Below are 25,335 nucleotides of genomic sequence, written 5' to 3'. Positions count from 1 at the left end.
TTCTCGGATTTTAATCTGCGTTTATTTCCATCCATTTGTGAAATAATGAAAGTACTGTGAAAATCGAGAAATACATAGGAGGGTTTTGGATGCATAATCATGATATATTAATTCGATTAAGATATGCGCTGGATATTAAAGATAAAGATATGGTTGAGATATTTAAACTCGGGGAGATTGAAGTGACAAGAGAAGAAGTCATGCAGATGCTCACAAAACCAAAAGATGATTATTATGATGAATATGATGAATTTGATGATGATATGGATGAAGCTGAAGATGGGGTAAACTGCAATAACATGATGCTAGAGTCCTTCTTAAATGGTTTGATCATTTTTAAACGAGGGAGACAAGAGCCAAAACCTGGTCAGCCTCAAAGTCAGGCACCGGCTGTAAAGAATAAGGAAAGTGTGAATAATATCCTTCTGAAGAAACTGAAAATAGCATTGACATTAACAAGTGAGGATATGATTGATATCTTGGAAGATGCAGGAGTCATGATAACCAAAGGGGAATTAAGCGCTATATTAAGAAAAGTGGGTCATAGGAATTATAAAGAGTGCGGGGATCGATACGCCAGGAATTTCCTAAAAGGATTAACTTTGAGATATAGGGGATAAGGGTTCTGTAACCTCATGATATTTAGGCCTTGATTTCGTGAAAAGCACTTTTCCGATTTCAGGGTCTTTTTCTATTCGAAAACATTAGAAAGTGAGAAATAATTTGAAAACAGAAGGCATCCCTTAGACACCTTCTGCACATTCATACAAATTGATTAACCTCTTAAAAAGTCTGGTTTTGCGAAATGGGGGTTGGGATAATTATAGAAGCCTTCTCCTGCTTCTCTTCCGATTTTCCCTTTATCGATATACTCTGTTTTCAATAAGTTAGCCAGCTTTTCAAACTCTGGATCACCTGTCGCTTTCGCTTTTGCAAGTGAAATATTATAAGCGGTATTGATTCCTACCACATCTAAAATGGCGAAAGGTCCAAGCGGTGCTCCTGTTGCGACCATCCACGTTTTATCGATGGTTTCCGTATCAGCCACTCCTTTTAATAAGAGCATTTGGGCAGCATCCAAAAGAGGAACCAATAAGGAATTCAAAATATAGCCTGGCTGCTCTTTATGTAAAGGCAGAGGAACCATTCCAATCGCTTTGGCAAATTCAATCACTTCATCGAACACTTCATTATCCGTTCCTGGATGTTTCATGATTTCTGCGGTATTGTTTTTCCAGATTTCATTAGCGAAGTGTAAAGCCAGGAATTTTTTTGGACGGCCTGTCGCTTCGGCAAATTGGCTTGGTAATAATGTAGAAGAGTTCGTGGCGAAAATTGTTTTTTCAGGAGCAACTTTTCCTAACTCCGTGTAAAAATCCGTTTTGATTTGAACCACTTCTGGAATCGCTTCGATCACAAGGTCAGCTTCGGCAACTGCCACAGATAAATTACTGTGGAAAGATATGCGGGCATAAGCAGTATTAAGATCTTTCTCAGTAGCGCCTATGTCTTCTTTATAGTATGGCTTCAAATTAATGATCCTATCTTTTGCACGTTCTAATGCTTCATCATTGATATCATATACTGACACGTTGAGCCCTTTGAATGCGGTTTGAAATGCGATCTGACTTCCTAAAACGCCGCTGCCGGCAATCGTGATGTTTTTATAATTCACAGCCATTCTCCTTTATTTCTTTAAATATCTCTTCTTGTTAATTATTTCACTTATCTTGAAAATAGATGCAGGAATAAACTTGATATAGTTTTTTTCCCTTTAAAAGAACGGATAAACACGCATATAGGCAGACCGTTTTTAGTGGTTTATATCATTCGTTTATGGGAAGAAGAAACATAGAGAAGCATGATAGGAGGAATGAAAGATGGCCAAAACAATTTTCATTACTGGAGCGGGCAGCGGGCTTGGAAGAGGAGCTGCACTCGGGTTAGCAAAGCAGGGGCACCGTGTAATCGCCACAACGGAAATCACTTCCCAGAAAACGGATCTTATGAGGGAGGCGCAGGAACGGGGCTTGGATATGGAAGTCTTCAAATTGAATATTGCAAATGAACGTGATCGAGCAAGAATTGATAATCATGATTTTGATGTATTTGTTGCAAATGCGGCGATCAATGAAGGAGGACCGCTCGGAGAAATGCCGATGGACCGATTCAGGGCAATCTTCGAAGTAAATGTTTTTGCTACACTTGAATCCGTTCAGTTTGCTGCAAGAAAGCTGATCAAAAAAGGAAAAGGGAAAATCGTGTTCTTAAGTTCAATGGCTGGGACCATCACGACACCATACGGAGGTCCGTATGCAGCAACCAAACATGCCATCGAGGGAATGGCATTAACCTTGAAGGATGAGCTGGAGGAGTTTGGGGTGCAGGTTGCGACCATCAATCCGGGTGCCTACAATACCGGTTTTAACGACAGGGCAGCTGAGGAAAAATGGAAATGGTTCGATGAAGAAAAGAATTTTACAAGGGCAGAGGATATGAAAAAGCAAGAAAAGGGATTAAAGAACCAATTCGATCCGGATGACATGATAGAGAAGATGATCGAAATCATCCCGGCTGACCACCATAAATTCCGAACGGTCCATCCCGAGAAAACGGAAAAACAGATGAAGGAGACCGAAAAGGAAAGGTGGGATATGGAAATCTGATTTAGCCTGAAGGTTATGGAGCACTACTGTCCTAGGAGCAGTGCGTTAGAGGGGTAATTTGTAAGTTGTGCATGAATTGTGGACAAAGGAAAAGAAATAGGGAAAATCCTTATTCTTATTCTCTTTCTCCCATTCTTTTGCATGGCTTTTTGTTTTTTTGATCTCTCTAAGTGAGACTTAATTGTATCCGAGCTGATCAACAGCTCTTTTTTATTGTTGTAATGGACTTAAGGGTCCATTAGTACAATGTAAAACAGACAAAAAAAGAGGATGATTAATCCCCTTAGTTTACTTGTCTTCATTTGTTTGTTCATCAGGTTTTTGGACGATTTCTTTTAGTTCCCCAATGTCACCTTTTGCATTGATAATCTCAAAAATCTCATTTAGGCCTTCTGAGGTTTTTTCATCTTCTGTTTTCACTATATCCCTCCTTAGTGGTTATTTGTTAATGTCTCCAAAAAACAGAAGATAAAACATCGTTCACATTGAAAATTGATGAGGATTTTCACCTCGTATTTCCGTTGATATAAGCGCATTTTAAGCGGATGTTTATTGTAAAACTACAAAAAATCCGATTTTTTTGTCCGCACAATATGGACAACGTTAAAATTATCTATTATTATGATTGTTATAACTCTTAGTATAAAGGGATTTAGGTTGATCTTGTGTGTGTTTTTGGAGAAGACACATGTATTTTCAGAAAAAAGGAAATAAATACAATGTTTTTTAAATAGGGGTAAAATATTCTACATTTATTCCAGCCATCAATGAGGGGGTATATTAAATGTCAAGTGAAGTATTAAATCAATTTTTGAAAGAAAATTTGGAAGATTTAAAAGAAAAGGGACTATACAACGTAATTGATCCGGTGGAAGGTCCAAACGGTCCGGTAATCACCATTGCAGGCAGGAAGTTAATTAATTTATCATCGAATAACTATTTAGGATTAGCAACAGATCGACGATTAATAGAGGCTTGCATAGAAGCGACGAAAACATATGGTGTCGGAGCCGGAGCCGTACGTACAATTAACGGAACATTGGATATTCACGTCAAATTAGAAGAAAAGCTTGCAGAATTTAAACATACAGAAGCCGCCATTGCTTATCAATCTGGATTTAACTGTAATATGGCAGCGATTTCAGGAGTGATGGATAAACATGATGCCATTCTTTCAGATGAACTGAATCATGCTTCAATCATTGATGGATGTCGATTATCCAAGGCGAAAATTATTCCCTTTATCCATTCCGACATGGACGATTTACGGACAAAAGCACGCCAAGCAAAGGAGTCCGGATTGTATAACAAAGTCATGATCATTACTGATGGAGTTTTCTCGATGGACGGGGATATTGCCAAGCTTCCTGAAATTGTGGAAATTGCAGAAGAGTTTGACTTAATCACGTATGTTGATGATGCACATGGATCGGGTGTATTGGGTAATGGTGCGGGAACGGTAAAACATTTTGGGTTATCGGATAAAGTGGATTTCCAAATTGGAACATTATCCAAAGCCATTGGTGTTGTTGGAGGCTATGTAGCAGGAAAGAAAGATTTGATTGATTGGTTAAAGGTGAGAAGCCGTCCATTTTTATTTTCAACGGCTGCCACACCGGGAGCAGTTGCAGCTAGTATAGAAGCCATCGAGATTTTGATGAGTAGCTCAGAACTTCAAAATAAGCTGTGGGAAAACAGCGATTACTTGAAAAAAGGCCTAAAGGAATTAGGGTTTGATATCGGGGAGAGCGAAACACCGATTACGCCTTGCATCATAGGGGATGAAGCAAAAACGCAGCAATTCAGCAAGAGGCTGAATGAAGAAGGTGTGTATGCTAAATCCATCGTATTCCCTACCGTTCCAAAGGGTACAGGAAGAGTGAGGAATATGCCTACTGCTGCTCATACAAAAGAGATGCTGGACCGTGCAATAGCCATTTATGAAAAAGTGGGAAAAGAGATGTCGATCATATAAGAGATTGCTTGTTTCAGAGTTTAAAACATAGGGAGGGATTTTTGATGAAAAAGGTACTGGTAACGGGGGCTTTAGGTCAAATTGGTTCAGAACTTACGCTGAAAATGAGAGAGATTTATGGAGCTGACAATATCATTGCAACAGATATTCGAAAAACGGACAGCGATGTTGCCCTATCAGGTCCATTTGAGATTTTAGATGTTACAGATGAAAAAGCGATGTTTAACATGGCAAAAAAACATGAAGTGGATACAATTATACATTTAGCCGCTTTATTGTCAGCAACAGCTGAAAAGAAACCTCTTTTAGCTTGGCATTTAAACATGGGCGGATTGGTCAATGCTTTGGAATCGGCACGGGAACTCGATTGCCAATTATTCACACCTAGTTCGATTGGTGCGTTTGGCCCAACCACTCCTAAAGATTGGACACCGCAAGACATCATTCAACGGCCGAATACGATGTACGGGGTGAATAAAGTATCCGGAGAGTTATTATGTGATTATTATCATCATAAATTTGGGGTTGATACGAGGGGGCTTCGATTCCCGGGACTGATTTCGTATGTCACACCTCCTGGCGGTGGAACTACCGACTATGCAGTTGAAATTTACTATGAAGCGATTAAAAATAAGCGATATACTTCTTACATTGATAAGGGAACGTATATGGATATGATGTATATGCCTGATGCTTTAGCTGCCATCATTAATCTAATGGAGGCAGATGCCTCAAAATTAAAACATCGCAATTCTTTCAATGTGTCAGCCATGAGCTTTGATCCGGAGCAAATTGCTGCCGAGATTAAAAGGCATATTCCGGAATTTATCATGAATTATGAGGTCGATCCTGTAAGACAATCCATTGCTGATAGTTGGCCGAATACAATAGATTCAACTTGTGCAAAGGAAGAGTGGGGATTCAAGGCGGAATATGATTTAGAGAAAATGACGAATGATATGTTATTGAAGCTGAGATTAAAGTCCCTTTTAGTAACAGCATGAATTAACCTGCCTGCCGAATAAAAGAGTTGCAATACTCTTTTATTCGAGTTATTTTATACAGAGGAATTTTAACGCTTAAGGGGTGGGCTGTTATAAACGATAAAAAGTAAGCGCTTTCTATCACACCTTGAACATAATTAAGATATACATGAAATTTGATAGTAATCTTTCTAACTGTCAATTAAGAGTGAAGAATGATTTTATGAGGCAGCTTTAAGAAAGATTCAAAAAAGTGGAGCCTGCTATATCATTTCTATACTAAATAGGGAGTGTATTAAGCATCTTGCATTAAATTTCGACTATTAGTAGTGTAGGGGGAAATGGAATGGCAAACAAAGATTTGAATAGGGACTTGAAAAGTCGTCATATTCAGATGATCGCTTTGGGCGGAACGATTGGTGTCGGCTTATTTATGGGTTCAGCCAGCACGATTCAATGGACAGGTCCGTCAGTGATGTTAGCTTATGCGATCTCTGGGATATTTATATTCTTAATCATGCGTGCAATGGGGGAAATGTTGTATTTAGAGCCAAGTACAGGTTCATTTGCAACATTTGGTTATAAGTACATTCATCCATTGGCAGGGTATATGACTGCATGGAGTAACTGGTTCCAGTGGGTTATTGTCGGGATGGCAGAAATTATTGCAGTGGGGACGTACATGCAGTACTGGTACCCTGATCTCCCGGGTTGGATTCCAGGTTTAATCGCAATGTTGATTCTTGGAGCAGCGAACTTAATTTCAGTTAAATCCTTTGGGGAAATTGAATTTTGGTTTGCACTGATTAAAATCGTAACGATCATATTAATGATCGTTGCAGGATTTGGACTTATTTTCTTTGGAATCGGTAATGGAGGGGAAGCCTTAGGATTATCGAATCTTTGGGAACATGGTGGTTTATTTACAGGTGGTTGGAAGGGCTTCTTCTTTGCTCTCTCACTGGTGGTTGCCGCTTATCAAGGTGTAGAATTAATCGGGATTACGGCTGGTGAAGCAAAAAATCCTCAAGAAACGATAACCAAAGCGATTCAAAGTACCATTTGGCGTATTTTAATTTTCTATATCGGTGCGATTTTCATTATTGTAACCGTTTACCCTTGGGATCAATTAAGTGCGATTGGCAGTCCATTTGTTGCTACTTTTGCGAAAGTTGGTATCACCGCAGCAGCTGGAATCATTAATTTTGTCGTAATTACGGCTGCTATGTCAGGCTGCAATAGTGGTATTTACAGTGCAGGACGCATGCTTTACACATTAGGGATGAATGGCCAAGCGCCAAAATTCTTTGCGAAAGTATCTAATAGCGGTGTACCTTTATTCGGTACGTTCGGAGTGATAGTCGGATTAGCAATTGGGGTTGTTTTAAGTTATATTGCACCAGAAAATTTATTTGTGCATGTATATAGTGCGAGTGTACTTCCTAGTATGATTCCTTGGTTTGTCATTCTGATCAGCCAAATCCAATTCAGGAAGATTAAAAAAGCTGAAATGCACAATCATCCATTCAAAATGCCTTTTGCACCTGTTACAAACTACCTGACCATCGCTTTCTTGATCATGGTATTAATCGGTATGTGGTTTAATGATGACACACGTATATCACTAATGGTCGGAATAGGTTTTCTGGCTATCGTTGCAATTAGTTATTTCGCTTTTGGAATAGGCAAGCGTGTACAAGCCGATGCTCAGACAATGGCTCAGAAGGAAGATAAAGTGGGTTAATCCATCATTCACTTTGGGTTTTGCAAAGGGTTGCTTCGGCAGCCCTTTTCCAATGAAACTAAAGGGCAGCTTAGTTAACAAGAGATGATAAAATGATAGTTGAAGATGAAAGTTGTGCCATAGATATTGCTTGTTGGATATATGAGGTGTATAGTGTGACCTTGGATATCCCGAGAAGCAACTGAAAACAGTAAGTAAGGTTCTTGTTGAGCCCCTTGTTTAATTAACAGCTTTCTGGGCTATGGTGATTGGGGTCAGTGTACGTTTCCGCCAAAGTTTAGCGTAAGTTAACTGCGATGTGATTACTTCTTAAGATAGAATGTTAAAAATCATCAGAAAAGGAGACATTGACAATGACCACTTCAAAAAAGAATTTGAGGACTTGCGAAAAGGGTCACAAATACTATAAATCCAGCGACTGTCCGACCTGCCCTGTATGTGAACAAGAACGCAAACCTGACACCGGATTTCTTTCGTTGCTTTCGGCACCAGCCAGACGCGCATTGGAAAACAATGGGGTAACCTCTTTACATCAGCTATCAACATATAGTGAAAAAGAGATTTTGAAGTTTCACGGTATGGGACCAGCTTCTTTACCTAAACTTAGGGATGCTCTGGAGACAGGTGGGTTATCATTCAAAGATTAACCACCTAGAATGTTTAATCATGCAGGAACGCCCTTTATGCCTGCTGGTTCCATACATTCAATTTCTTTCATCAAGTCATAGGGTCTTTATGTAAATAAGGGATCAGGAACATCTTTTTTATGGTCATCATCCTTGTTAAACTGATAGTAACTCTAAAAAGTGAGGTAACGAAAAATCATGAGTTCCTATACTCCCTATTATGAATTCAATCGAAAAAAGTGGGCATCTTTGCGAAACCATACCCCTCTTCCTTTAACTGAAGAAGAATTGGATAACTTAAAAGGAATTAATGAAGAAATATCCATTCAGGAAGTAGAAGAGGTCTACTTGCCCTTGACTCGTTTAATCAATTTATATGTTGAAGCATCTCAGCAGCTTAATACAGCCACTTCTTCCTTTCTAAAAACTGATGTTAAAAAAGTACCTTATATCATTGGAATTGCAGGGAGTGTTGCTGTAGGAAAGAGTACGACAGCAAGGTTACTTCAGACCTTATTATCTAGATGGGATAATCATAGAAACGTAGGTCTGGTCACTACCGACGGTTTTTTGTACCCCAATGATCTATTAGAAGAAAAAGGACTGATGAAAAGAAAAGGGTTTCCTGAAAGTTATGATACGCAAAAATTAATTAACCTAATCGGGGATGTAAAAGCAGGAAAAAATAAAGTGGAAGTTCCAATCTACTCACATTTGAAGTATGACATTTTGCCAAATGAAGTGCAGACTATCTGTAATCCGGATATTTTAATAGTGGAAGGTATTAATGTTCTTCAAGTTGATAAGGAAAATCAAGTATTCGTCAGTGACTTTTTTGATTTCTCACTTTATGTAGATGCAGACGCAAATGACATAGAGCGGTGGTATGTTGAAAGGTTCCTATTACTTCAAAAGACCGCGTTTCAAAGTCCCGAATCCTATTTTCATCGTTATATTGACTTGTCTAAAGAACAAGCCATTAAACAAGCGACCCAAATTTGGGAAGAAATTAATTTGAAAAATTTACATGAAAATATACTGCCGACAAAAGGACGGGCAAAACTCGTTTTAACAAAAGGCCCAGATCACAAAGCTGAAAATATCTATTTGCGAAAATGATAACTTAAATAATGTTTTCTTATAATAACAATAAAGGATAAAATTTCATTTATAAGGGACTATGCAATAAGTCTTAAAATTAGGAATATTTTCAATGACCGTACCTAATATTGGTTTAATTATCAGTAATTATTGGTATTGTTATAATATCTAATTATTGGGTGAAATTTATGATCCAAGTTAAAAAGGTAGTAGTTTGGCAATTTCAGGAAGGGCATTATTTTTTCGGGAAATGGTTACAGAAACTTCTAATTCCACTTCCGATATTGTCAATAAATGTGTATTTCCGTTACTTTTTCTGATGTGTCAATATTATTTCGCTAACAGTTTCTTCCTTCAATAAAGGGAAGTTGCTGAAGAAATCTTTTTCTTCGACTATCATGGCGGATAAGTTTAAGCTAATTTCTTCACAAAATCAATTTTCTAACAAAAAAAGTAATAGTAGAATATTTTAATCTATGAAATAATGATAATAGATTATGATATAGTTATAAGGAGACAGAAAAGGTGTGTTCCTAGTTCATGCCTGGCTTTTGGTTACACCTAAACAGGAGCGCCTACATCTTTTTTGCAAATATAGGGGATAAGGAAGGTTATAATGAGCAACATACAGAAACAAACAGACGTTATCTTAATTGGCGGCGGAGTCATGAGCGCGACTTTGGGATCATTACTGAAAGAGTTAGCACCGGAATGGGAAATCAAAGTATTTGAGAAGCTTGCAAACGCAGGAGAAGAAAGCTCTAACGAATGGAATAATGCGGGTACGGGACATTCTGCACTGTGCGAGCTTAACTATACATCCGAAAAATCTGACGGATCTATAGATATTAGCAAAGCAATTAAAATTAATGAACAGTTCCAAGTTTCATTGCAGTTTTGGTCGTATCTTGTAAACTGTAAGCTGATTGATAATCCGCAAGACTTTATCATGCCATTGCCTCATATGAGTATGGTACAAGGGGATAAAAATGTAGCGTTCTTAAAGAAACGTTTTGAAGCACTGTCAAAAAATCCTCTGTTCCAAGGTATGGAGTATTCCGATGACCCAGCAAAACTGATGGAATGGATTCCACTTATTATGCAAGACCGTCCATCGAATGATTCTATAGCGGCAACAAAAATTGATTACGGTACAGACGTTAACTTTGGTGCTTTAACACGCATGTTGTTTGACCATCTAAAGACTAAAAACGTCGATATCAAATATAAACATAGTGTTGATAATGTTAAACGTGCCAGCGATGGCTCATGGGAATTAAAAGTGCGTAATGTCGATACTGGCAGCGTAGAACGCCATAATGCTAAATTCGTCTTTATCGGAGGCGGGGGCGGAAGCTTGCATTTACTGCAAAAATCCGGTATTCCTGAAGGGAAACATATCGGCGGATTCCCAGTAAGCGGATACTTCATGGTATGTAATAATCCTGAAGTTGTTGAGCAGCATCATGGAAAAGTATACGGAAAGGCTAAAGTTGGCGCACCGCCAATGTCTGTTCCGCATCTTGATACACGTTTTATCGACAATAAAAAATCGTTGCTATTTGGACCATTTGCGGGCTTCTCACCGAAGTTCCTAAAAACAGGTTCAATGTTCGATTTAATAACTTCCGTAAAACCGAATAATGTTTTAACTATGTTGGCGGCAGGAGCAAAAGAAATGCCATTGACAAAATACCTGATCCAGCAGGTTATGTTATCGAAAGAACAGCGCATGGAAGAGTTACGGGAATTCATCCCGAACGCTAAGAGCGAGGATTGGGATTTAGTAGTAGCTGGCCAACGTGTACAAGTCATCAAGGATACTGCTGAAGGCGGCAAAGGTACACTTCAATTTGGTACGGAAGTTGTCAGTGCATCCGATGGCTCGATTGCAGCATTGCTAGGTGCATCTCCTGGTGCTTCAACTGCTGTTCACGTTATGCTTGAGGTAATTAATAAATGTTTCCCGCAACGTATGAAAGAGTGGGAACCGAAAATTAAAGAAATGATTCCTTCTTATGGAGAATCACTCATGCAAAATCCAGAGCTTCTGCACAATATTCAAACTTCAACTTCAGAGACTCTTGGTCTGAGCAAAAAAAAAGAGCTAGTTTATAGTTAATTTTTGGATGTGGAAGCAACATTGAAATTAAAAACAACAGAACCTTTAATCGATCTTTGATTGAAGGTTCTTTTTTGTCTTGAAGCTTACTCAATTAATGGTGCTTACTTGTAGACAAACTCGATGAAAATTGAGTTTGTCTACATTTTTTTATGCGAAATCTTTTGGGATGCATTAATTGCAACCCTCAGTTTGTAGGCAAAAGGGTTCTATCTAAAGGTTAAAACTAAGTTGATTGGAGCGGGTGTTCGAGACTCATGCTTAGAAAAGCGCGTCTAGGGGAAATGCCCTTCGTTCCAATCAACGTCCAAATTGTACAAGCGCTTCTAATGTTTATCTGAATTTATTTGGGAAATGGTCTCTTTATCACAAATGACGAAAAGCTGTGCATCGTCAGGAATTCGTTCATCTAATTTTTGGTTTATGTTAAGATCACCGCGATCTGCTACCAGTGTGGCTCCTTTATTAAGAAGATCTATGAACGCATCACGATAGGTTCGCCATTCTTCTTGTTTAGAAATCTCATACATGGTTTCTTCATACTTTTTGCTCATAAGTTCAGAATACATATGGATGACTCCATGAGAAAATAATGACCGTACTGCGGCGTGGGAGATCATTTCTTGTGTAGGAATAAACTCATCCACCTGTACACGCTCGAATAAACGAATATGCTTTTGATTGATCACTTCGGCGGTGACATGAATGGATGTACTCGTTTTTTCCTCAATGGCCGTTATGGCAGTGGCGACCAATAATGTCTTTCCATCGACGAGTAACGGGTCTTTTGTAGCATAATTATCTTGTGTTATTTGGTCAGCAAAAATGATAACGCCTTTTGCTCTAGGCAGATTTGCACGGAATAATGTTTCTTCATCGGTAGCATCACCGCGAACATAAAACAGACGCTCCTCCAACATGGGGGCTTTTTCCAAGTTATCAATGATTACAATATCAATGGTTTCATCAGATTTAAAAATTTCTTGGAGTGCTGCTTTTGACTTATCACTCCATCCAATTAGAATGATATGATTTTTACCTGTATATTTCATTTTTCCACCAACTTTACGTTTTTCGATAAGATATACAGATTTAATGATTTTTCCAATGAAAAGACTAACAAGCCCGATACCCGTGATGTAAAGACCAATGGTGAATGCTTTTCCAAGGTCGGTGACCGGCGCATAGTCTCCAAAGCCAACCGTAGCAAGCGTTGTAAGAACCCAGTAAACTGAGGTTAAATATGACTCGAACGTCTGTGGCTCTATAGAATAAGCAACATACGCAGCAACCAATATGTATAAAATGGCAAATGGAATAAAGATTCTACCTCTTAATTTAATCAGGTAATATATTATTTTTTTTACCGTAATCCTCATCATACCCATCCTAGTCTTCAAGTCATCATCAATTAAATTTTATAATTCCCCAATTTAACAATTAATTAAACGTAAGTTTGTCATCCCTAATAAGAAATCCCCCTTTAGTTACATAAGAAAAAAACAAATCAATTAACATTTGAACGCTCAAAAACTAGAATATGACCGCCCTCTAATGGTCTTGTTTTACAGGTATCGATGGCATGTCGGCTATTTTTAAAGTGAAGGTTTCCATATACTTTTTTGATTTTCATTCACTGAAATAATATTGGGGTAAACATCCATAAAAATTATTTAAAGAAAATAATGTATATTCTAAAAATTCATATTATAATACTTTATTCTTATGCTATATTATAGGGAGAATTATTTATTATCACGTATAATCTAAGAATTGGAGTGATTTGAATGAAGAAACTTGGTTTATTGAGTATGTTTTTTATTCTAACTATCTTTATCTCGGCTTGTGGAACCAATGAAGAAAAAAGTGCAGGTGAGGAAAAGGAACCTGAAAAGGTATATAAAATTGGTGTGGATACGACTTATCCTCCTTTTGAATTTAAAGAGGGGAACGAATATAAAGGTATTGATATAGAATTGATCAATGCAATCGCGAAAGACCAGGATTTTAAAATCAAATTGTCTCCGATGGATTTTGGCGGAATCATTCCGGCTATGCAAGCCAATCAGCTTGATGTGGCCATTGCGGGCATGAGCATTACAGAGGAAAGAAAAAAGGTAGTGGATTTCTCAACACCGTATTTTGATGCAGGATTAACAATAGTTGTTAAAAAAGATAATACAAGCACTAAAACTGTTAAAGACCTTAAAGGAAAAACCATTGCAGTCAAAAAAGGGACAACAGGTGCTAAATATGCACAGGATAATGCTACGGAACTAGGAATTAAAGTAGTTCAATTCAATGATAGTCCAGCGATGTTCCAGGAAGTGGCCAACGGTAATGCGGATGCTCTTATAGAAGATTACCCGGTTATCTCCTATGCCATCGCCCAAAAAGATCTTGGGCTGAAAATCGTAGGTGACCGTTTGAATGGTGACCAATATGGAATTGCTGTATTGAAGGGGCAGAACAAGGATTTATTGAAGAAAATAAATGATGGTCTGGCCAATCTGAAAAAAGACGGCACGTATGATGAAATTATTAAAACGTATCTTGGTGAATAAACAATAGAGTAAAGCTCGGTAGGCGCGCTTATGGCGCGCTTTCTTTTTTAAAGGGGTGAAAGAAATGGATATAATTGTTGCGGCATTGCCAATTTTATTAAAAGGACTTCAGGTGACACTTTATATCTTTGTGATTGCCATTATCCTAGGTTTTTTGATTGGTTTACTGGTCGCTTTGCTGCGACTTGCCCCCATCAAGATCTTGAACTGGATTGCAAAGGTTTATGTGGATGCGATACGAGGGACACCGTTCATCGTGCAGTTGTTCTTTATCTATTTTGGTGTGAATTCACTGAATTTGATTTCTTTGGACAGTACAACAGCTGGAATAATTACCGTTGCCATCAATGCAGGGGCATATTTTGCTGAAATAATAAGGGCGGGGATACAATCCATCGATAAAGGACAAACGGAAGCCGCAAGATCGATCGGGTTCACGGGTACTCAAACAATGAGGTATGTCGTGCTGCCGCAAGCCTTTAGAAGGATGCTGCCTACGATTACGAACCAATCGATCATCAGCTTGAAAGACACTTCGCTATTATCCGTCATTGGTATAGCCGATTTAACCCAGCAAGGTCAGATTCAAGCTTCGGCAACCTTTGAAGCATTCAAGATTTGGCTGGCCGTTGGTGTGATTTACTTTATCATCATCTATTTGTTAACCCTAATTGCTAATTTCATAGAAAGGAGGGTACAAGTTCGATGAGCATCATTACTGTAAAAAACCTGAGAAAATCATTTGGAACTGTCGAGGTTTTAAAAGATATTAATGCAGAAGTGCAGGAAAAGGAAGTAATTTGCGTAATAGGCCCTTCTGGATCTGGAAAGAGTACATTCCTGCGTTGCCTGAATCTCCTTGAGGAAGTTACGGGCGGTGAGGTGGTCATTAACGGACATGATATAACCGATCCTAAAAGGAAAATCAATATAAACAAAGTCCGGCAAGAAGTTGGAATGGTTTTTCAACATTTCAATTTATTTCCCCATAAAACCGTCCTTGAGAACATAACATTGGGCCCTATTAAAATTCGTGCCACCGAGAAAGCGGAAGCAGGAAGGTTGGCGCTTGAGTTATTGGATAAGGTTGGTCTTAAGGAAAAAGCAAATAGCTACCCAGGGGAACTTTCCGGCGGACAAAAACAGCGGGTCGCCATCGCAAGGGCATTGGCGATGAATCCGAAGATCATGCTATTTGATGAACCGACTTCGGCCCTTGACCCTGAAATGGTCGGCGATGTTTTGGAGGTAATGAAACAACTTGCCCAGGAAGGCATGACAATGGTCGTCGTTACGCATGAAATGGGCTTTGCCCGGGAAGTCGGGGACCGGGTCATATTCATGGATGGAGGGTATATCGTGGAAGAAAATGAGCCGAATGAATTATTCGGTAACCCTCAGCACGAAAGAACGAAAGCATTCTTGAGCAAAGTGCTTTAATGGGATGACCGTTAAAGACCATGGTACATCATGAATGAAATTGTGCATGAAGTGTGGGAAAGGAATGCGGGAAATGAGGGGCAACCCAAACGCATCAGCCTTTTCCTTATCTTTGTGCATGACTTTTTTGTTTTTTAGAGCAGGAGTCAGTCAGGCATGTTTATTAAATCATCGGGCAAGCATCAAAAAAAACCTATGCATTCGCCGCATGCATAGGTTTTTTTTTATTTACTTGGCACCGTAACTAATTAAGTTCGTCATGATTCGATATCCGCCTGGTACCTGGCTTTGAATTTGCCTATATAGGACAAGGTTGGTGTAGAGGTAGGTTCCTTTGCCGTATTTAGTCATGAGGATTCCGCCATCAAACGGTTCTTCATTTGGATCGGCCATGGAAATGAATGTTTCAAACCGTTCATCCCATTCCATTGGGAAATACAATCCTCTTTCTTGGACCCAATTGCTCCAGTCATCACTTGTTATTTTATTTGGATAGTTAAAGAGAGTAGATTCTGGTTTCAAGACGTTTACCTTGGCATTTTCATCGGTTACCCGCCAGCGAATGGAAGGATTCCCGAGGGTAAGGGGATATGGAGCTGTCTTCAGGGCATCCCATCCATCACCCGGTTTATGGTATTGAACGACGAGATGACCGCCGTTTTCCACATATTCAAGTAAGCGTGCGTTATTTGCCTTTAAATCTTCCCTTGATAGATAAGCACGGATGCCTGTAACGATCGTATCATATTGACTTAAATCACCTTTAGCTAAATCGGCTGCAGTTAACTTCGTAATGTTCAGGCCTGCATTGCTCAAATAATCTGCCACTTTATCGAATCCACTTTCAATGTACCCCACTTTTAATGAAGCTGGCTGCAAAAGCTCAAATGCAACGGTGTCGATAGCTGCTGGGTATTGGTAATAGAATGTTCCGATATGGTTATAGGAAATTTCCTGAATGGTCGAATCGAAGGTTTTCCCATTGACAGTAGCAGCTGCCTTAACCTGATATTCACCATTTTGGATTGCCTTAGGCGGTCTGAGAGTGAACTTCACTTGTTTTTCCTCTGATTTTTCATTAAATGATACAGTGGCATTTTGGGGATGAACTCCCCAATTTTCAGGAACTTTTAAAGCGACCTTAGCTGATGTTTTTCCTTCTGTGTAGTTTTTCAAGGTTACGGTCACTGGGACTTCTTCTTTTACATCTGCTGTATTTACGACTATATCTTCAGGAGATAGGGTAAGGCCAACGTCGGGAAGGACAGCGATCGTTCCGTCCAATTCTTCCTTGATGGCCGTTTTTGTGCTGCCGTATTTATATGAAATGCTTGTTGTAATGGTTGAGTGATCATAGGCATGGTAATAGGCTGCATCTTCTGGGACCTCGACCAGGTAGGTCATTGTCGCTGATTTATTTGGTGCCAGATTGACATCTTTAGCTTTTGTTTTGGTCTTCCAGCCTTTAGGCACGTTCAAAGCAGCAGTGACTTTTTTTAAAGTTTGTTTCCCTTTATTCTTCACGGTAACGGTAACATTCGTTCTTTGGCCTTTCGTAAGGATCTTTGAAGCCGCGTTAGCTTGAACTTCGAGTCCTGAAGAGACATAACTGACGTTTTGCAATTGCTCTTCTTTTAATAAGAGCTTATGAAGCAAGTCGTTCTTAATGGCAGGGCTTAGCTTTGCCTTTTTGACTTGCGCAGTAATTGAACGAACATTGGAGAGAGCATTTTGGGATGTTGAAAAAACACGTTTTTCATTTGGATAAGCCGCAATGACGGCGTCCAAATTCCGTTGCAGGTATTTAAATTCACCTTTCAATTTTGAGGCTTGGCGAGGGAGTTTTTCGGCCCATTCAGTAAAATTGTAAGGTACACCTGCAAAAAGGTCAGACTGTTTTTTTGTATCAACGGCGCTTTGCTTCAAATCCAGATGGATCTGGCGAGGTGCTGCAGGAATATCAGAACCCATGCCTTGGCTTTTATGCAGATAGCGTGATTGTTCTCCAAGCTGAGGGTAAGTCATATTGTAAATCGGGTCAAATTTACCAATTTCAATTGAAGTGGTTGCTTGATCTGCCGAGGAAACGGGTAAATATAACTTTTTCACCTGCCATACTGAGAGACCTTGTTTCAATTGTTGTGGAAACACGGTTGGGTCGGCGGCATCCTTAAAGGCACGTTCACTTAAGATTGTCATTGTTCGGTGATGTCCATGCTGGGTATCATCATTTTGAAAGGATGGCATCAATATATCCGGCTGATACGTCCGAATAAAGCGGATTAGCCTTTCATAGGTGAGTTCCTCACCCCACTTTTCCAATGTTTCCTCTGGTGTTTTAGAGAAACCGAAATCATAAATGGGATCTGAGGTAGTTTCACTTAAATGATAGGCCTTGACCCCGGTGATTTTTGCAGCTTCTATCATTTCCCTTGAACGGATGATCCCAAGAGCATTGTCCAGTTCATCCCCAATTTCATTTTGTCCTCCTTCACCACGGTTTGCAATCAGGCTGGATGTCTTAACCCCTAACCCTCTCGATAAATAAGCGAGAAAATCACTGCGTTCATCATCCGGATGTGCACCGCTGTTCAAGAATGTCACGGTTGTCTCGAGCGGCTTGACCGCATTCCATAACTCAACGTTGGTTTCCTCAGGATTTGCAGCTCTACCTCCAAGCGGCAATAAGGCAAGGACCAACAAAAGGGAAAGCAACGATAATAGAGCTTTTTTCATTATTCTTTTAACCCCCTTCAATTTTGTAAAACACCTAAAAAAATGTAGGTTAGTAATATTTTCTAACTAACCCAGACGAAAAAAACTTATCTAATAAATAACATTGATGGTTATAAATGTAAATGATGCGAAGTAACTATTAAAAATTAAACATTCTAAAAGTTCAGAAAAAACTTGTGTGCTGGATTTTTTTAAGTTATATTTTTACTTAATTAGGAAGATTTACTAACTAAATGATGTAAGGCCGTGATGTGATGAGTTTTAAAAGATCAACCAGTCATCAGAAATATGTCAATAAAAAAAGAATCATTCAATGCATCCAGGAATGTTCGCCCATTTCAAGAGCTGAAATCGCCGTTAAGCTTCAGCTAAGTAAACCAACTGTTTCTCTGGCTGTGGATGAACTTATACAGGAGAAATGGGTATTCGAGAAAGGAATAGGAGAATCCTCTTCTCAAGGCGGGAGAAGGCCTATCCAGCTCTTTTTTAATGAAAAGGCTTCCTATATCATTGGGGTCGATATAGGTGGGACGAAAGTGAAAATCATTTTAAGTGATTTAAGCGGCAACATCCTTGCCGACACTAGCTTTTCAACTAACACCTATTTACAATCAGGGCTTCTTAAACAAATGGCGATTGAAACGGAACGGTTAATTGCAAAGAATCAGATTACGAAAGGCAGGGTATTGGGGATGGGAGTCGGGATTCCTGGTATAACGCAAACGGCAAGCGGATTGGTAATAGAGGCACCGAGTTTAGGCTGGGTACAATATCCGTTCATAGCCGAAGCGAAACGGTATTTTGATTTCCCCATATTTCTAGACAATGATGTAAACGCGGCTGCGCTAGGTGAACAATGGCTGGGCAATGCCCAAAATAAGCGGAATTTACTGTTCATTGCGGTTGGTACGGGGATAGGAAGCGGCATCATCTTGAATAACCAGTTATACAGAGGAGCTTCCAGTGCAGCTGGGGAAATGGGATATATGGTAACGGACAAAGAGGATATGAAGCGTGAATTCAAGCCGGTTTTCCATAGATACGGCTATTTGGAAAGTGTCGCAGGAGGAAAGTCGATTGGCAGTCATTATACAAGGGAGGTTCTCAAGGATCCTCAGCATTCTTTATTCGAACGGGCCAAATCTTCCGAACTATCGGGGGAGGATGCCTTTTTGTCAGCAAAAAAAGGAGACGCGACAGCCATTGCCGTCATAAATGAAGCCATCGAGCATTTGGCCTGCGGCATAGTCAATGCGGCCAGTTTACTAAATCCAGAGGTGATTATTTTAGGAGGTGGTGTTTTAAATTCATCTGAATACATTTTACCTAGAATTCGGGAAATCGTTGATCGGTATCTTCCTAGTTTAGTAGAAATGAAAACTTCACAACTGGGAGAAAACGCAGGAGTACTTGGAGCGGTTTCCCTTTTCTTAAGGGAACATGATGGCATTTTGAATTTTCGTGAAGAGGGGGAGTATTAATGAAAAATAAGAAAAAGTCGCTTGTTTCAGTAATGGTCTTATCGGCTGCACTATTGATTTCGGGATGTAACGGTGCAGATACGAAAACGAATTCGGAAGCTGGCGGTGCCAAGGGAAAAAAAGGTGAGCTGGAAGATAAGATCGTTGTTTATTCACCGCATGGCAAAGATATTTTATCAAAATTCGAAAAACAGTTCGAAGATGAGTATGGTATTGATGTTGAGTGGCTTGATATGGGGTCTCAGGAAATCCTTGACCGCGTTCGATCAGAGAAAAGCAATCCGCAGGCAGATGTTTGGTGGGGGGCACCTTCCACGAACTTCAATCAAGCAAAGAGTGATGGGCTGCTGGCTGCTTATAAGCCTAGCTATTCCGATAGTCTCGATGAAGGATTCCACGATCCGGAATGGTATTGGACGGGAACGAGCCAGACGCCGGAAGTCATCATGTATAACAGCAAAGAACTATCAAAAGACGAGGTGCCGAAAGATTGGGATGAGCTGCTTGATCCAAAGTGGAAAGACGAAATCATCATTCGCTATCCGTTAGCCTCCGGAACGATGAGGACAATCTTTTCTGCGATGATCTATCGTACGTATAAGGATACTAATGATCCAAAAGAAGGGTATGACTGGTTAAAGAAGCTCGACCAAAACACAAAGGAATATTCAGCAAACCCGGAAATGATGTATAACAAGGTGGCCAAAGGAGAGGGCTCACTTTCCGTTTGGGCAATGCCGGATGTTGTCATGCTTAAGGAAAATAAAAATTATCCGTTTGAATTTGTCATTCCAGAAAGCGGAACGCCAGTTTTGACAGAAGGTATCGCCATCGTTGAAGGTGCCAAGCACCCAAAAGCGGCAGAAGCCTTTTATGAGTTTGTGAATTCACCGGAAGCCGCAAAAATTCTAGCGGATGAATTTTACAGAATTCCGACCAGAAATGATGTGAAGGATTTACCTGAATGGATCACGGAAACAGAAATTAAAGCGATGGATATTGATTGGGATGCATTCGAAGAAAAAGGTGACGAGTGGATGAAATATTGGGACGAAAATATTAAAAGTGGAGATAAAGAAATTAAAGAATAAGGAAGTGTCGTTGGGATGGCGTCAATAAAAATAGAGAATGTCCAAAAAGCCTTCGGGAAAACGATAGCTGTCGACCATTTAAATCTGGAAATAAAAGAAGGGGAGTTTTTTACCTTTCTTGGTCCAAGTGGCTGCGGGAAAACGACAACGCTTCGGATGATTGCCGGTTTTTATTATCCGACAAAAGGTGTCGTCCGATTTGGCGACAAAGATATGACGCGTGTACCTCCGGAGAAAAGAAATACTGGCATGGTTTTTCAAAACTATGCCCTCTTTCCCCACATGACTGTTTTTGATAATGTAGCGTTTGGCTTGCGTGTAAGAAAAGTTTCTTCTGCTGACTTAAAGAGGAGAGTGCTGGATGCCCTCCAAAAGGTCAGGCTAGAGAGCTACTCGAATCGGCAAGTGAGCCAGTTAAGCGGAGGGCAGCAGCAGCGGGTGGCCCTTGCGAGAGCACTGGTCATTGAACCGGAAATATTACTGCTGGATGAGCCATTAAGTAATCTGGACGCCAAGCTTCGTGATGAAATGAGAGTGGAAATCTTAAGGCTGCAGCGTGATTATAAGATTACCACCATTTATGTCACACATGATCAGGCCGAGGCATTATCCATGAGTGATCGGATCGCTGTGTTCAATTATGGTGTATGTCACCAGGTCGGGACGCCGGCAGAAATTTATAATCAGCCGGCCAATGACTTTGTGGCGAGTTTTATAGGCGAGATTAATCTATTGCCCGTTCAGGTCGAAAACGTTCAACAAGAGAATATAGAGGTTGCGCTTAAAAATAGTGAACAACCGATTAAATTGAATGTAGAAAATCAAGCTTGGGAAGGAATTTCAATCGTACAGACTGATGCTGATCTTGCTGTTTCGATTCGTCCTGAAGCAATCAGAATTCTGGATGCAGCCGAAGAAGGAACGAATATCTTTAAAGGTAAAATAAATTCCGTCCAATTCTTTGGATCTGTTGTGAATGTCATGGTGGATGTTCAAGATGTGTTACTAAGGGTTGACGTATTCAACACTCAGGATTTTGGATACTTTCATCAAGGAAAGGAAGTGTATGTCCAGCTTCCTGAGAAACAGCTGCGTCTTATCCCTATCATAAGCGGTGATGCCCCATGATTAAAAATCGTGATACGAGATTGACGATTTTGCTCCTTATACCAGTTGTTATGGTGCTCGTAGCGTATGTTCTCTACCCATCGTTGAGGACCTTTATCGAAAGTCTGCAAAAAGACGGAACGATATCCCTTGGAAATTATCAGGACTTCTTCGTGCAGGAATCGAAAACGAACCTAGAGGCGCTATGGAATTCCGTTTATATATCCTTATTGAGTGTATTGGTCAGTGCCTTGATTGGCATTCCGCTCGCATTTATCTTTAACCGTTATGATTTTCCCGGCAGAAGCTTCTTTTCATCGGCAGCGATTTTGCCGATTGTCCTTCCATCATTGGTAGGGGTCATGGCTTTTATGTTTTTATATGGAGAATCGGGATTGATTCCGAACGCCATCAAGGACCTGTTTGGTCTCGATAAAGTTCCATTTAAAATTGGCGGGGTTTCGGGAATCCTTATCGTGCATGCCTATACGATGTATGTCTATTTTTATATGACCGTATCCGCTGCAATCAATAAAATAGATCCATCACTTGAAGAAGCTGCTTATAACTTAGGAGCTAATAAATTCAAGGTTTTTTGGAAGGTGACATTTCCATTATTGACACCTGCCATCGTTGCCGCTGCTTTGCTTGTTTTCATGATATCAATGGCTTCATTCAGTGCCCCGTTTTTATTGGCTGGCGGATACAGGGTGTTGAGCCTGCAAATTTATTTTTCAAAAATAAATGGTGATATGGAAATTGCCGCTACTCAATCCGTCATTCTATCCATCGTTTCGATTTCATTTCTATTATTCATGCGTTGGTATCAGAATAGGAAAGATTATCGCATGGCTTCGAAAGGGATTGGGGCACACAGGAGCGAAGTGAAGAGCCCGATTATGAAATGGGTGATGGTCGTAACGGGCATCATTGGCGTAATTATTTTGCTATTACCGCACTTTACGATTCTTTTGCTTTCACTTGTGCCGGATGGAACCTGGACATTTCAAACGTATCCAACAGTATTTAATGTGGAAAATTACAGGCTTTTGTTTGAAGATCCTAATATCTTCAAACCGTTACGAAATAGCTTACTGATGGCGGTTATGGCAACGTTGGCAAATCTGGTGTTTGGGGTCATAGCGTCCTATGTGCTTGTCAAAAGGAAATTCGTCGGGAAAAGCTTTGTCGATATTCTGGTCATGATTCCTTGGGCGTTGCCTGCAACGGTCATAGGGATGAACTTGATATTCGCATTCAATGAACCTAGCGTTTTTTCTTTCGGTCAAATATTGGTAGGAACATTTTGGATTTTGCCTCTTGCCTATTTCGTCAGACATATTCCACTCGTTGTCCGCTCGACTAACGCCGTTCTGGAGCAGCTTGATGATTCGATTGAAGAAGCGGCCAGAAATTTGGGGGCAAAGTGGTTTTATACCTTCAGAAAGGTCATTTTTCCGATTATTATGCCTGGCGTTTTATCAGGGACATTATTGGCATTTATCGAATCTGTGGGGGAATTCCCGACCTCGGTCCTGTTGTACACTATTTCAAACAGGCCCATATCCATTGAAATCATGAATCAGCTTCGAATGTTCAATATGGGGCAGGCAGCTGCCTATGGGATGATTCAAATCACGCTGATTGTAATCGTTCTCTTTATCTCGAACAAGTTTTTTGGAATCAAAGCGGAAAAAGCTTTATAAATTTGGAGGTTTAAAGATGAGCAGGATTGAAGATTTTATCAAAAATGAAGGTAGTGTCTTTCCCGGAAAAACCTATGCTAGAGAGCTTCTGATGCCTGTTTTTAATGATCAAAGAGATTACTTATTTCATGCAATGTTCGATATTCATCGGGCACATGTCATCATGCTTTCGGAACAAAAGATCATTAAAGAAGAAGAGGCGGAAACCATGCTTGACGGGATTCGGAAAGTGGCCCAAACAGATCTCGAGCAGTTGACCTATCAGCCCCAATTCGAAGACTTATTTTTCATGATGGAGGCAAAGATAGGTGAGGAAATCGGTCATGAACTTGCAGGGAAGATTCATATCGGCCGCAGTCGTAATGATATGGGAGTCGCGATGTACCGGCTTGTTTTGAGAGGCCATATGCTCCAATTGATTGGCTATGCAAATCATTTGAGTGAGGCATTCCTGGTGCAGGCTGAAAAACATACAGAAACCTATATAACTGGTTACACGCATACCCAACCGGCTCAGCCGACTACGATAGGACATTACTTTTTAGCCATTTATGATGTGCTTCAAAGGGATATTGGCCGGTTATGGGCAGCCTATGAAACGGTTAACCAATCGCCTTTGGGCGCTGCCGCGTTAACGACCACCGGTTTTCCGATTAGCAGGAACCGTACTGCCGAACTGCTTGGATTTGATTCGGTGATAGAGAATTCCTATGACTCGATAGGAGGGGCGGATTATTTATTGGAAACCGCAACGGCCATCATGACGTGCATGGTCGATACAGGGAGATGGATTCAAGATTTCCTGCAGCATGTGACAAGGGAGTTTGGTACATTTCATGTTGCGGATCCTTATGTTCAAGTGAGCAGCATCATGCCGCAAAAAAGAAATCCGGTTTCCATTGAACATTCCCGTTCGATTGCTAGCAGTGCATATGGTGATGCACTCGCTGCAATGAATATGATCCACAATACACCATTTGGTGATATCGTCGATACGGAAGATGATTTACAGCCGCATTTATATCGAGCATTTTCGAATGCAGGACGTGTCATGAAACTCATGTATGCCGTCATATCGACTTTGCAAGTAAATGGAGAACATACAAAGAAAATGGCCGCAAAATCCAGTATAACGGTTACTGAATTAGCGGATACCTTATCAAGAGATTACGAGATATCCTTTAGAAAAGCTCATTCCATAGCCAGTCATATTGCAAAACGGTCGATAGGTGAAGGGAAGGAGCTTTATGATTGGGACACACAAGACATCAATAAGATCATCAATGAATTCGTTGCAGTGAATTTAACTGAAGACGAATGGAAAAAGATCATCTCTCCCGAATACTTTGTGGAAATTAGAAGCATTCAAGGCGGGCCCAGCCCGAAAGAGGTAACGAGGATGATCGTAAAAAGAAAACAAAAACTGGAGCAACAGTTGCACGAATATAAGGGAATCGTTGAAGCAATGAATGACGGCAGGAAGGCTTTAATGGATTACGGAAGGTACGGGAAAGAAGGATGTGAGTTTTAACAGGCATGAAATCCACGAGTAAAAGCCCGAACCTCTTAAAAAGAGTATTTTTTGTTGGCTTGGACGCAATACGATGCACTTCACTGCGAAAGCTCATATTTTATGATAAATAGTCATTCTTTATAGGGTGACTATTTATTTTGGATTTTTTATTGCAACTGAGATATCCCTAGTAACAATGGATGTATATTATTTCCTTCAGATATGCTGCTTTTTGTAAAATACACAATATAAGGTGGAATGCTAATGTCAAATAGATCTCAGTTCGGGTTTATCCTAGTTTTAATAACCTTCGTAATATCGATTACTTTATGCTTTAACCCTAAATTATTAATACCTAAAGGATATGATTTAGCTATTGATGGTCTGGTAGTATCCCGAACCTTGATGATTATTTTTTCGTTGTATTTATTAGCTAAAATAGGGAATTTGTTTATAAACAAAAAAGATTAGTAGTTTATT

Annotated in this window: 20 protein-coding genes; 16 read left to right on the top strand and 4 right to left on the bottom strand. The window is 40.0% G+C overall.

The window, feature by feature from the left end; genetic code table 11:
• The first annotated feature begins 89 nt into the window (after nucleotides 1-89).
• Entirely contained in the window at nucleotides 90-620 is a 531-nt protein-coding gene (locus ACFRAK_RS10175; protein ID WP_387601976.1) for a YehS family protein, read from the top strand.
• 155 nt (nucleotides 621-775) lie between these two features.
• Here the strand turns inward: ACFRAK_RS10175 and ACFRAK_RS10170 are convergent, their stop codons facing one another.
• A complete protein-coding gene (locus ACFRAK_RS10170) occupies nucleotides 776-1,675 on the bottom strand; it encodes a 3-hydroxyacyl-CoA dehydrogenase (protein WP_387601979.1) in 900 nt (299 codons plus the stop codon).
• Nucleotides 1,676-1,880: 205 nt separating this feature from the next.
• Here ACFRAK_RS10170 and ACFRAK_RS10165 point away from each other — a divergent pair, with 205 nt between their 5' ends.
• Nucleotides 1,881-2,666: an SDR family oxidoreductase gene (locus tag ACFRAK_RS10165; RefSeq protein ID WP_387704372.1), complete on the top strand. Its 786-nt coding sequence runs from the start codon at nucleotides 1,881-1,883 to the stop codon at nucleotides 2,664-2,666.
• Nucleotides 2,667-2,954: 288 nt separating this feature from the next.
• On the opposite strand, the gene ACFRAK_RS10160 is transcribed toward ACFRAK_RS10165, so the two are convergent.
• Nucleotides 2,955-3,086 carry a hypothetical protein gene (locus ACFRAK_RS10160; protein WP_258832873.1) on the bottom strand — a complete coding sequence of 44 codons (132 nt, stop codon included), beginning with the start codon at nucleotides 3,084-3,086 and terminating at the stop codon, nucleotides 2,955-2,957.
• 364 nt (nucleotides 3,087-3,450) lie between these two features.
• On the opposite strand from ACFRAK_RS10160, the gene ACFRAK_RS10155 reads away from it, so the two are divergent.
• The 6 genes from ACFRAK_RS10155 (at nucleotide 3,451) to ACFRAK_RS10130 (ending at nucleotide 11,217) form a co-directional block, all read left to right on the top strand.
• A complete protein-coding gene (locus ACFRAK_RS10155) occupies nucleotides 3,451-4,641 on the top strand; it encodes a glycine C-acetyltransferase (RefSeq protein ID WP_387601981.1) in 1,191 nt (396 codons plus the stop codon).
• 44 nt (nucleotides 4,642-4,685) lie between these two features.
• A complete protein-coding gene (locus ACFRAK_RS10150; RefSeq protein ID WP_192207782.1) occupies nucleotides 4,686-5,645 on the top strand; it encodes an L-threonine 3-dehydrogenase in 960 nt (319 codons plus the stop codon).
• A 325-nt stretch (nucleotides 5,646-5,970) separates the two neighbouring features.
• Complete coding sequence (locus ACFRAK_RS10145; RefSeq protein WP_394571697.1) at nucleotides 5,971-7,368, top strand: amino acid permease; 1,398 nt, start codon at nucleotides 5,971-5,973, stop codon at nucleotides 7,366-7,368.
• Nucleotides 7,369-7,721: 353 nt separating this feature from the next.
• Nucleotides 7,722-8,015 carry an RNA polymerase alpha subunit C-terminal domain-containing protein gene (locus ACFRAK_RS10140; protein WP_076370928.1) on the top strand — a complete coding sequence of 98 codons (294 nt, stop codon included), beginning with the start codon at nucleotides 7,722-7,724 and terminating at the stop codon, nucleotides 8,013-8,015.
• Nucleotides 8,016-8,192: 177 nt separating this feature from the next.
• Nucleotides 8,193-9,113, top strand: coding sequence for a type I pantothenate kinase (coaA, locus tag ACFRAK_RS10135; RefSeq protein WP_387601985.1), 921 nt, complete (start codon nucleotides 8,193-8,195; stop codon nucleotides 9,111-9,113).
• A gap of 598 nt (nucleotides 9,114-9,711) precedes the next feature.
• Nucleotides 9,712-11,217, top strand: coding sequence for a malate:quinone oxidoreductase (locus tag ACFRAK_RS10130; RefSeq protein WP_387601988.1), 1,506 nt, complete (start codon nucleotides 9,712-9,714; stop codon nucleotides 11,215-11,217).
• Between the two features lie 326 nt (nucleotides 11,218-11,543).
• Here ACFRAK_RS10130 and ACFRAK_RS10125 read toward each other — a convergent pair whose 3' ends face one another.
• On the bottom strand, nucleotides 11,544-12,596 hold the full coding sequence (locus tag ACFRAK_RS10125) for an ion channel (protein WP_387601990.1): 1,053 nt from the start codon (nucleotides 12,594-12,596) through the stop codon (nucleotides 11,544-11,546).
• A 408-nt stretch (nucleotides 12,597-13,004) separates the two neighbouring features.
• On the opposite strand from ACFRAK_RS10125, the gene ACFRAK_RS10120 reads away from it, so the two are divergent.
• From ACFRAK_RS10120 to ACFRAK_RS10110, 3 genes are all read left to right on the top strand, one after another.
• Complete coding sequence (locus ACFRAK_RS10120; RefSeq protein WP_387601993.1) at nucleotides 13,005-13,781, top strand: transporter substrate-binding domain-containing protein; 777 nt, start codon at nucleotides 13,005-13,007, stop codon at nucleotides 13,779-13,781.
• Nucleotides 13,782-13,845: 64 nt separating this feature from the next.
• Entirely contained in the window at nucleotides 13,846-14,490 is a 645-nt protein-coding gene (locus ACFRAK_RS10115) for an amino acid ABC transporter permease (protein ID WP_076370951.1), read from the top strand.
• Nucleotides 14,487-15,221 carry an amino acid ABC transporter ATP-binding protein gene (locus tag ACFRAK_RS10110; RefSeq protein ID WP_311202579.1) on the top strand — a complete coding sequence of 245 codons (735 nt, stop codon included), beginning with the start codon at nucleotides 14,487-14,489 and terminating at the stop codon, nucleotides 15,219-15,221. Before ACFRAK_RS10115 ends, ACFRAK_RS10110 begins: the two co-directional genes overlap by 4 nt.
• 228 nt (nucleotides 15,222-15,449) lie before the next feature.
• Here ACFRAK_RS10110 and ACFRAK_RS10105 read toward each other — a convergent pair whose 3' ends face one another.
• Nucleotides 15,450-17,957, bottom strand: coding sequence for an NEW3 domain-containing protein (locus ACFRAK_RS10105; RefSeq protein ID WP_394571696.1), 2,508 nt, complete (start codon nucleotides 17,955-17,957; stop codon nucleotides 15,450-15,452).
• A 254-nt stretch (nucleotides 17,958-18,211) separates the two neighbouring features.
• On the opposite strand from ACFRAK_RS10105, the gene ACFRAK_RS10100 reads away from it, so the two are divergent.
• Genes ACFRAK_RS10100 through argH form a run of 5 tightly spaced genes read left to right on the top strand, consistent with a single transcriptional unit; the run spans nucleotide 18,212 to nucleotide 24,873 of the window.
• Nucleotides 18,212-19,438, top strand: a complete 1,227-nt coding sequence (locus ACFRAK_RS10100) for an ROK family transcriptional regulator (protein WP_387601998.1) — start codon at nucleotides 18,212-18,214, stop codon at nucleotides 19,436-19,438.
• A complete protein-coding gene (locus ACFRAK_RS10095) occupies nucleotides 19,438-20,529 on the top strand; it encodes an extracellular solute-binding protein (RefSeq protein WP_387704367.1) in 1,092 nt (363 codons plus the stop codon). The genes ACFRAK_RS10100 and ACFRAK_RS10095 overlap by 1 nt, the downstream gene beginning before the upstream one ends.
• Before the next feature lie 15 nt (nucleotides 20,530-20,544).
• Nucleotides 20,545-21,657, top strand: a complete 1,113-nt coding sequence (locus tag ACFRAK_RS10090; RefSeq protein ID WP_387602004.1) for an ABC transporter ATP-binding protein — start codon at nucleotides 20,545-20,547, stop codon at nucleotides 21,655-21,657.
• Nucleotides 21,654-23,342 carry an ABC transporter permease gene (locus ACFRAK_RS10085; protein ID WP_387602007.1) on the top strand — a complete coding sequence of 563 codons (1,689 nt, stop codon included), beginning with the start codon at nucleotides 21,654-21,656 and terminating at the stop codon, nucleotides 23,340-23,342. The genes ACFRAK_RS10090 and ACFRAK_RS10085 overlap by 4 nt, the downstream gene beginning before the upstream one ends.
• 16 nt (nucleotides 23,343-23,358) lie before the next feature.
• Nucleotides 23,359-24,873 (top strand): argininosuccinate lyase, encoded by a 1,515-nt coding sequence (argH, locus tag ACFRAK_RS10080; RefSeq protein WP_394571695.1) that lies wholly within the window; start codon nucleotides 23,359-23,361, stop codon nucleotides 24,871-24,873.
• Nucleotides 24,874-25,335: the final 462 nt, after the last annotated feature.

It is taken from the genome of Peribacillus sp. NPDC056705, assembly GCF_043656335.1.
Note: the sequence above shows the minus strand (reverse complement) of the source record. Positions and strands in the feature narration are given on the sequence as shown.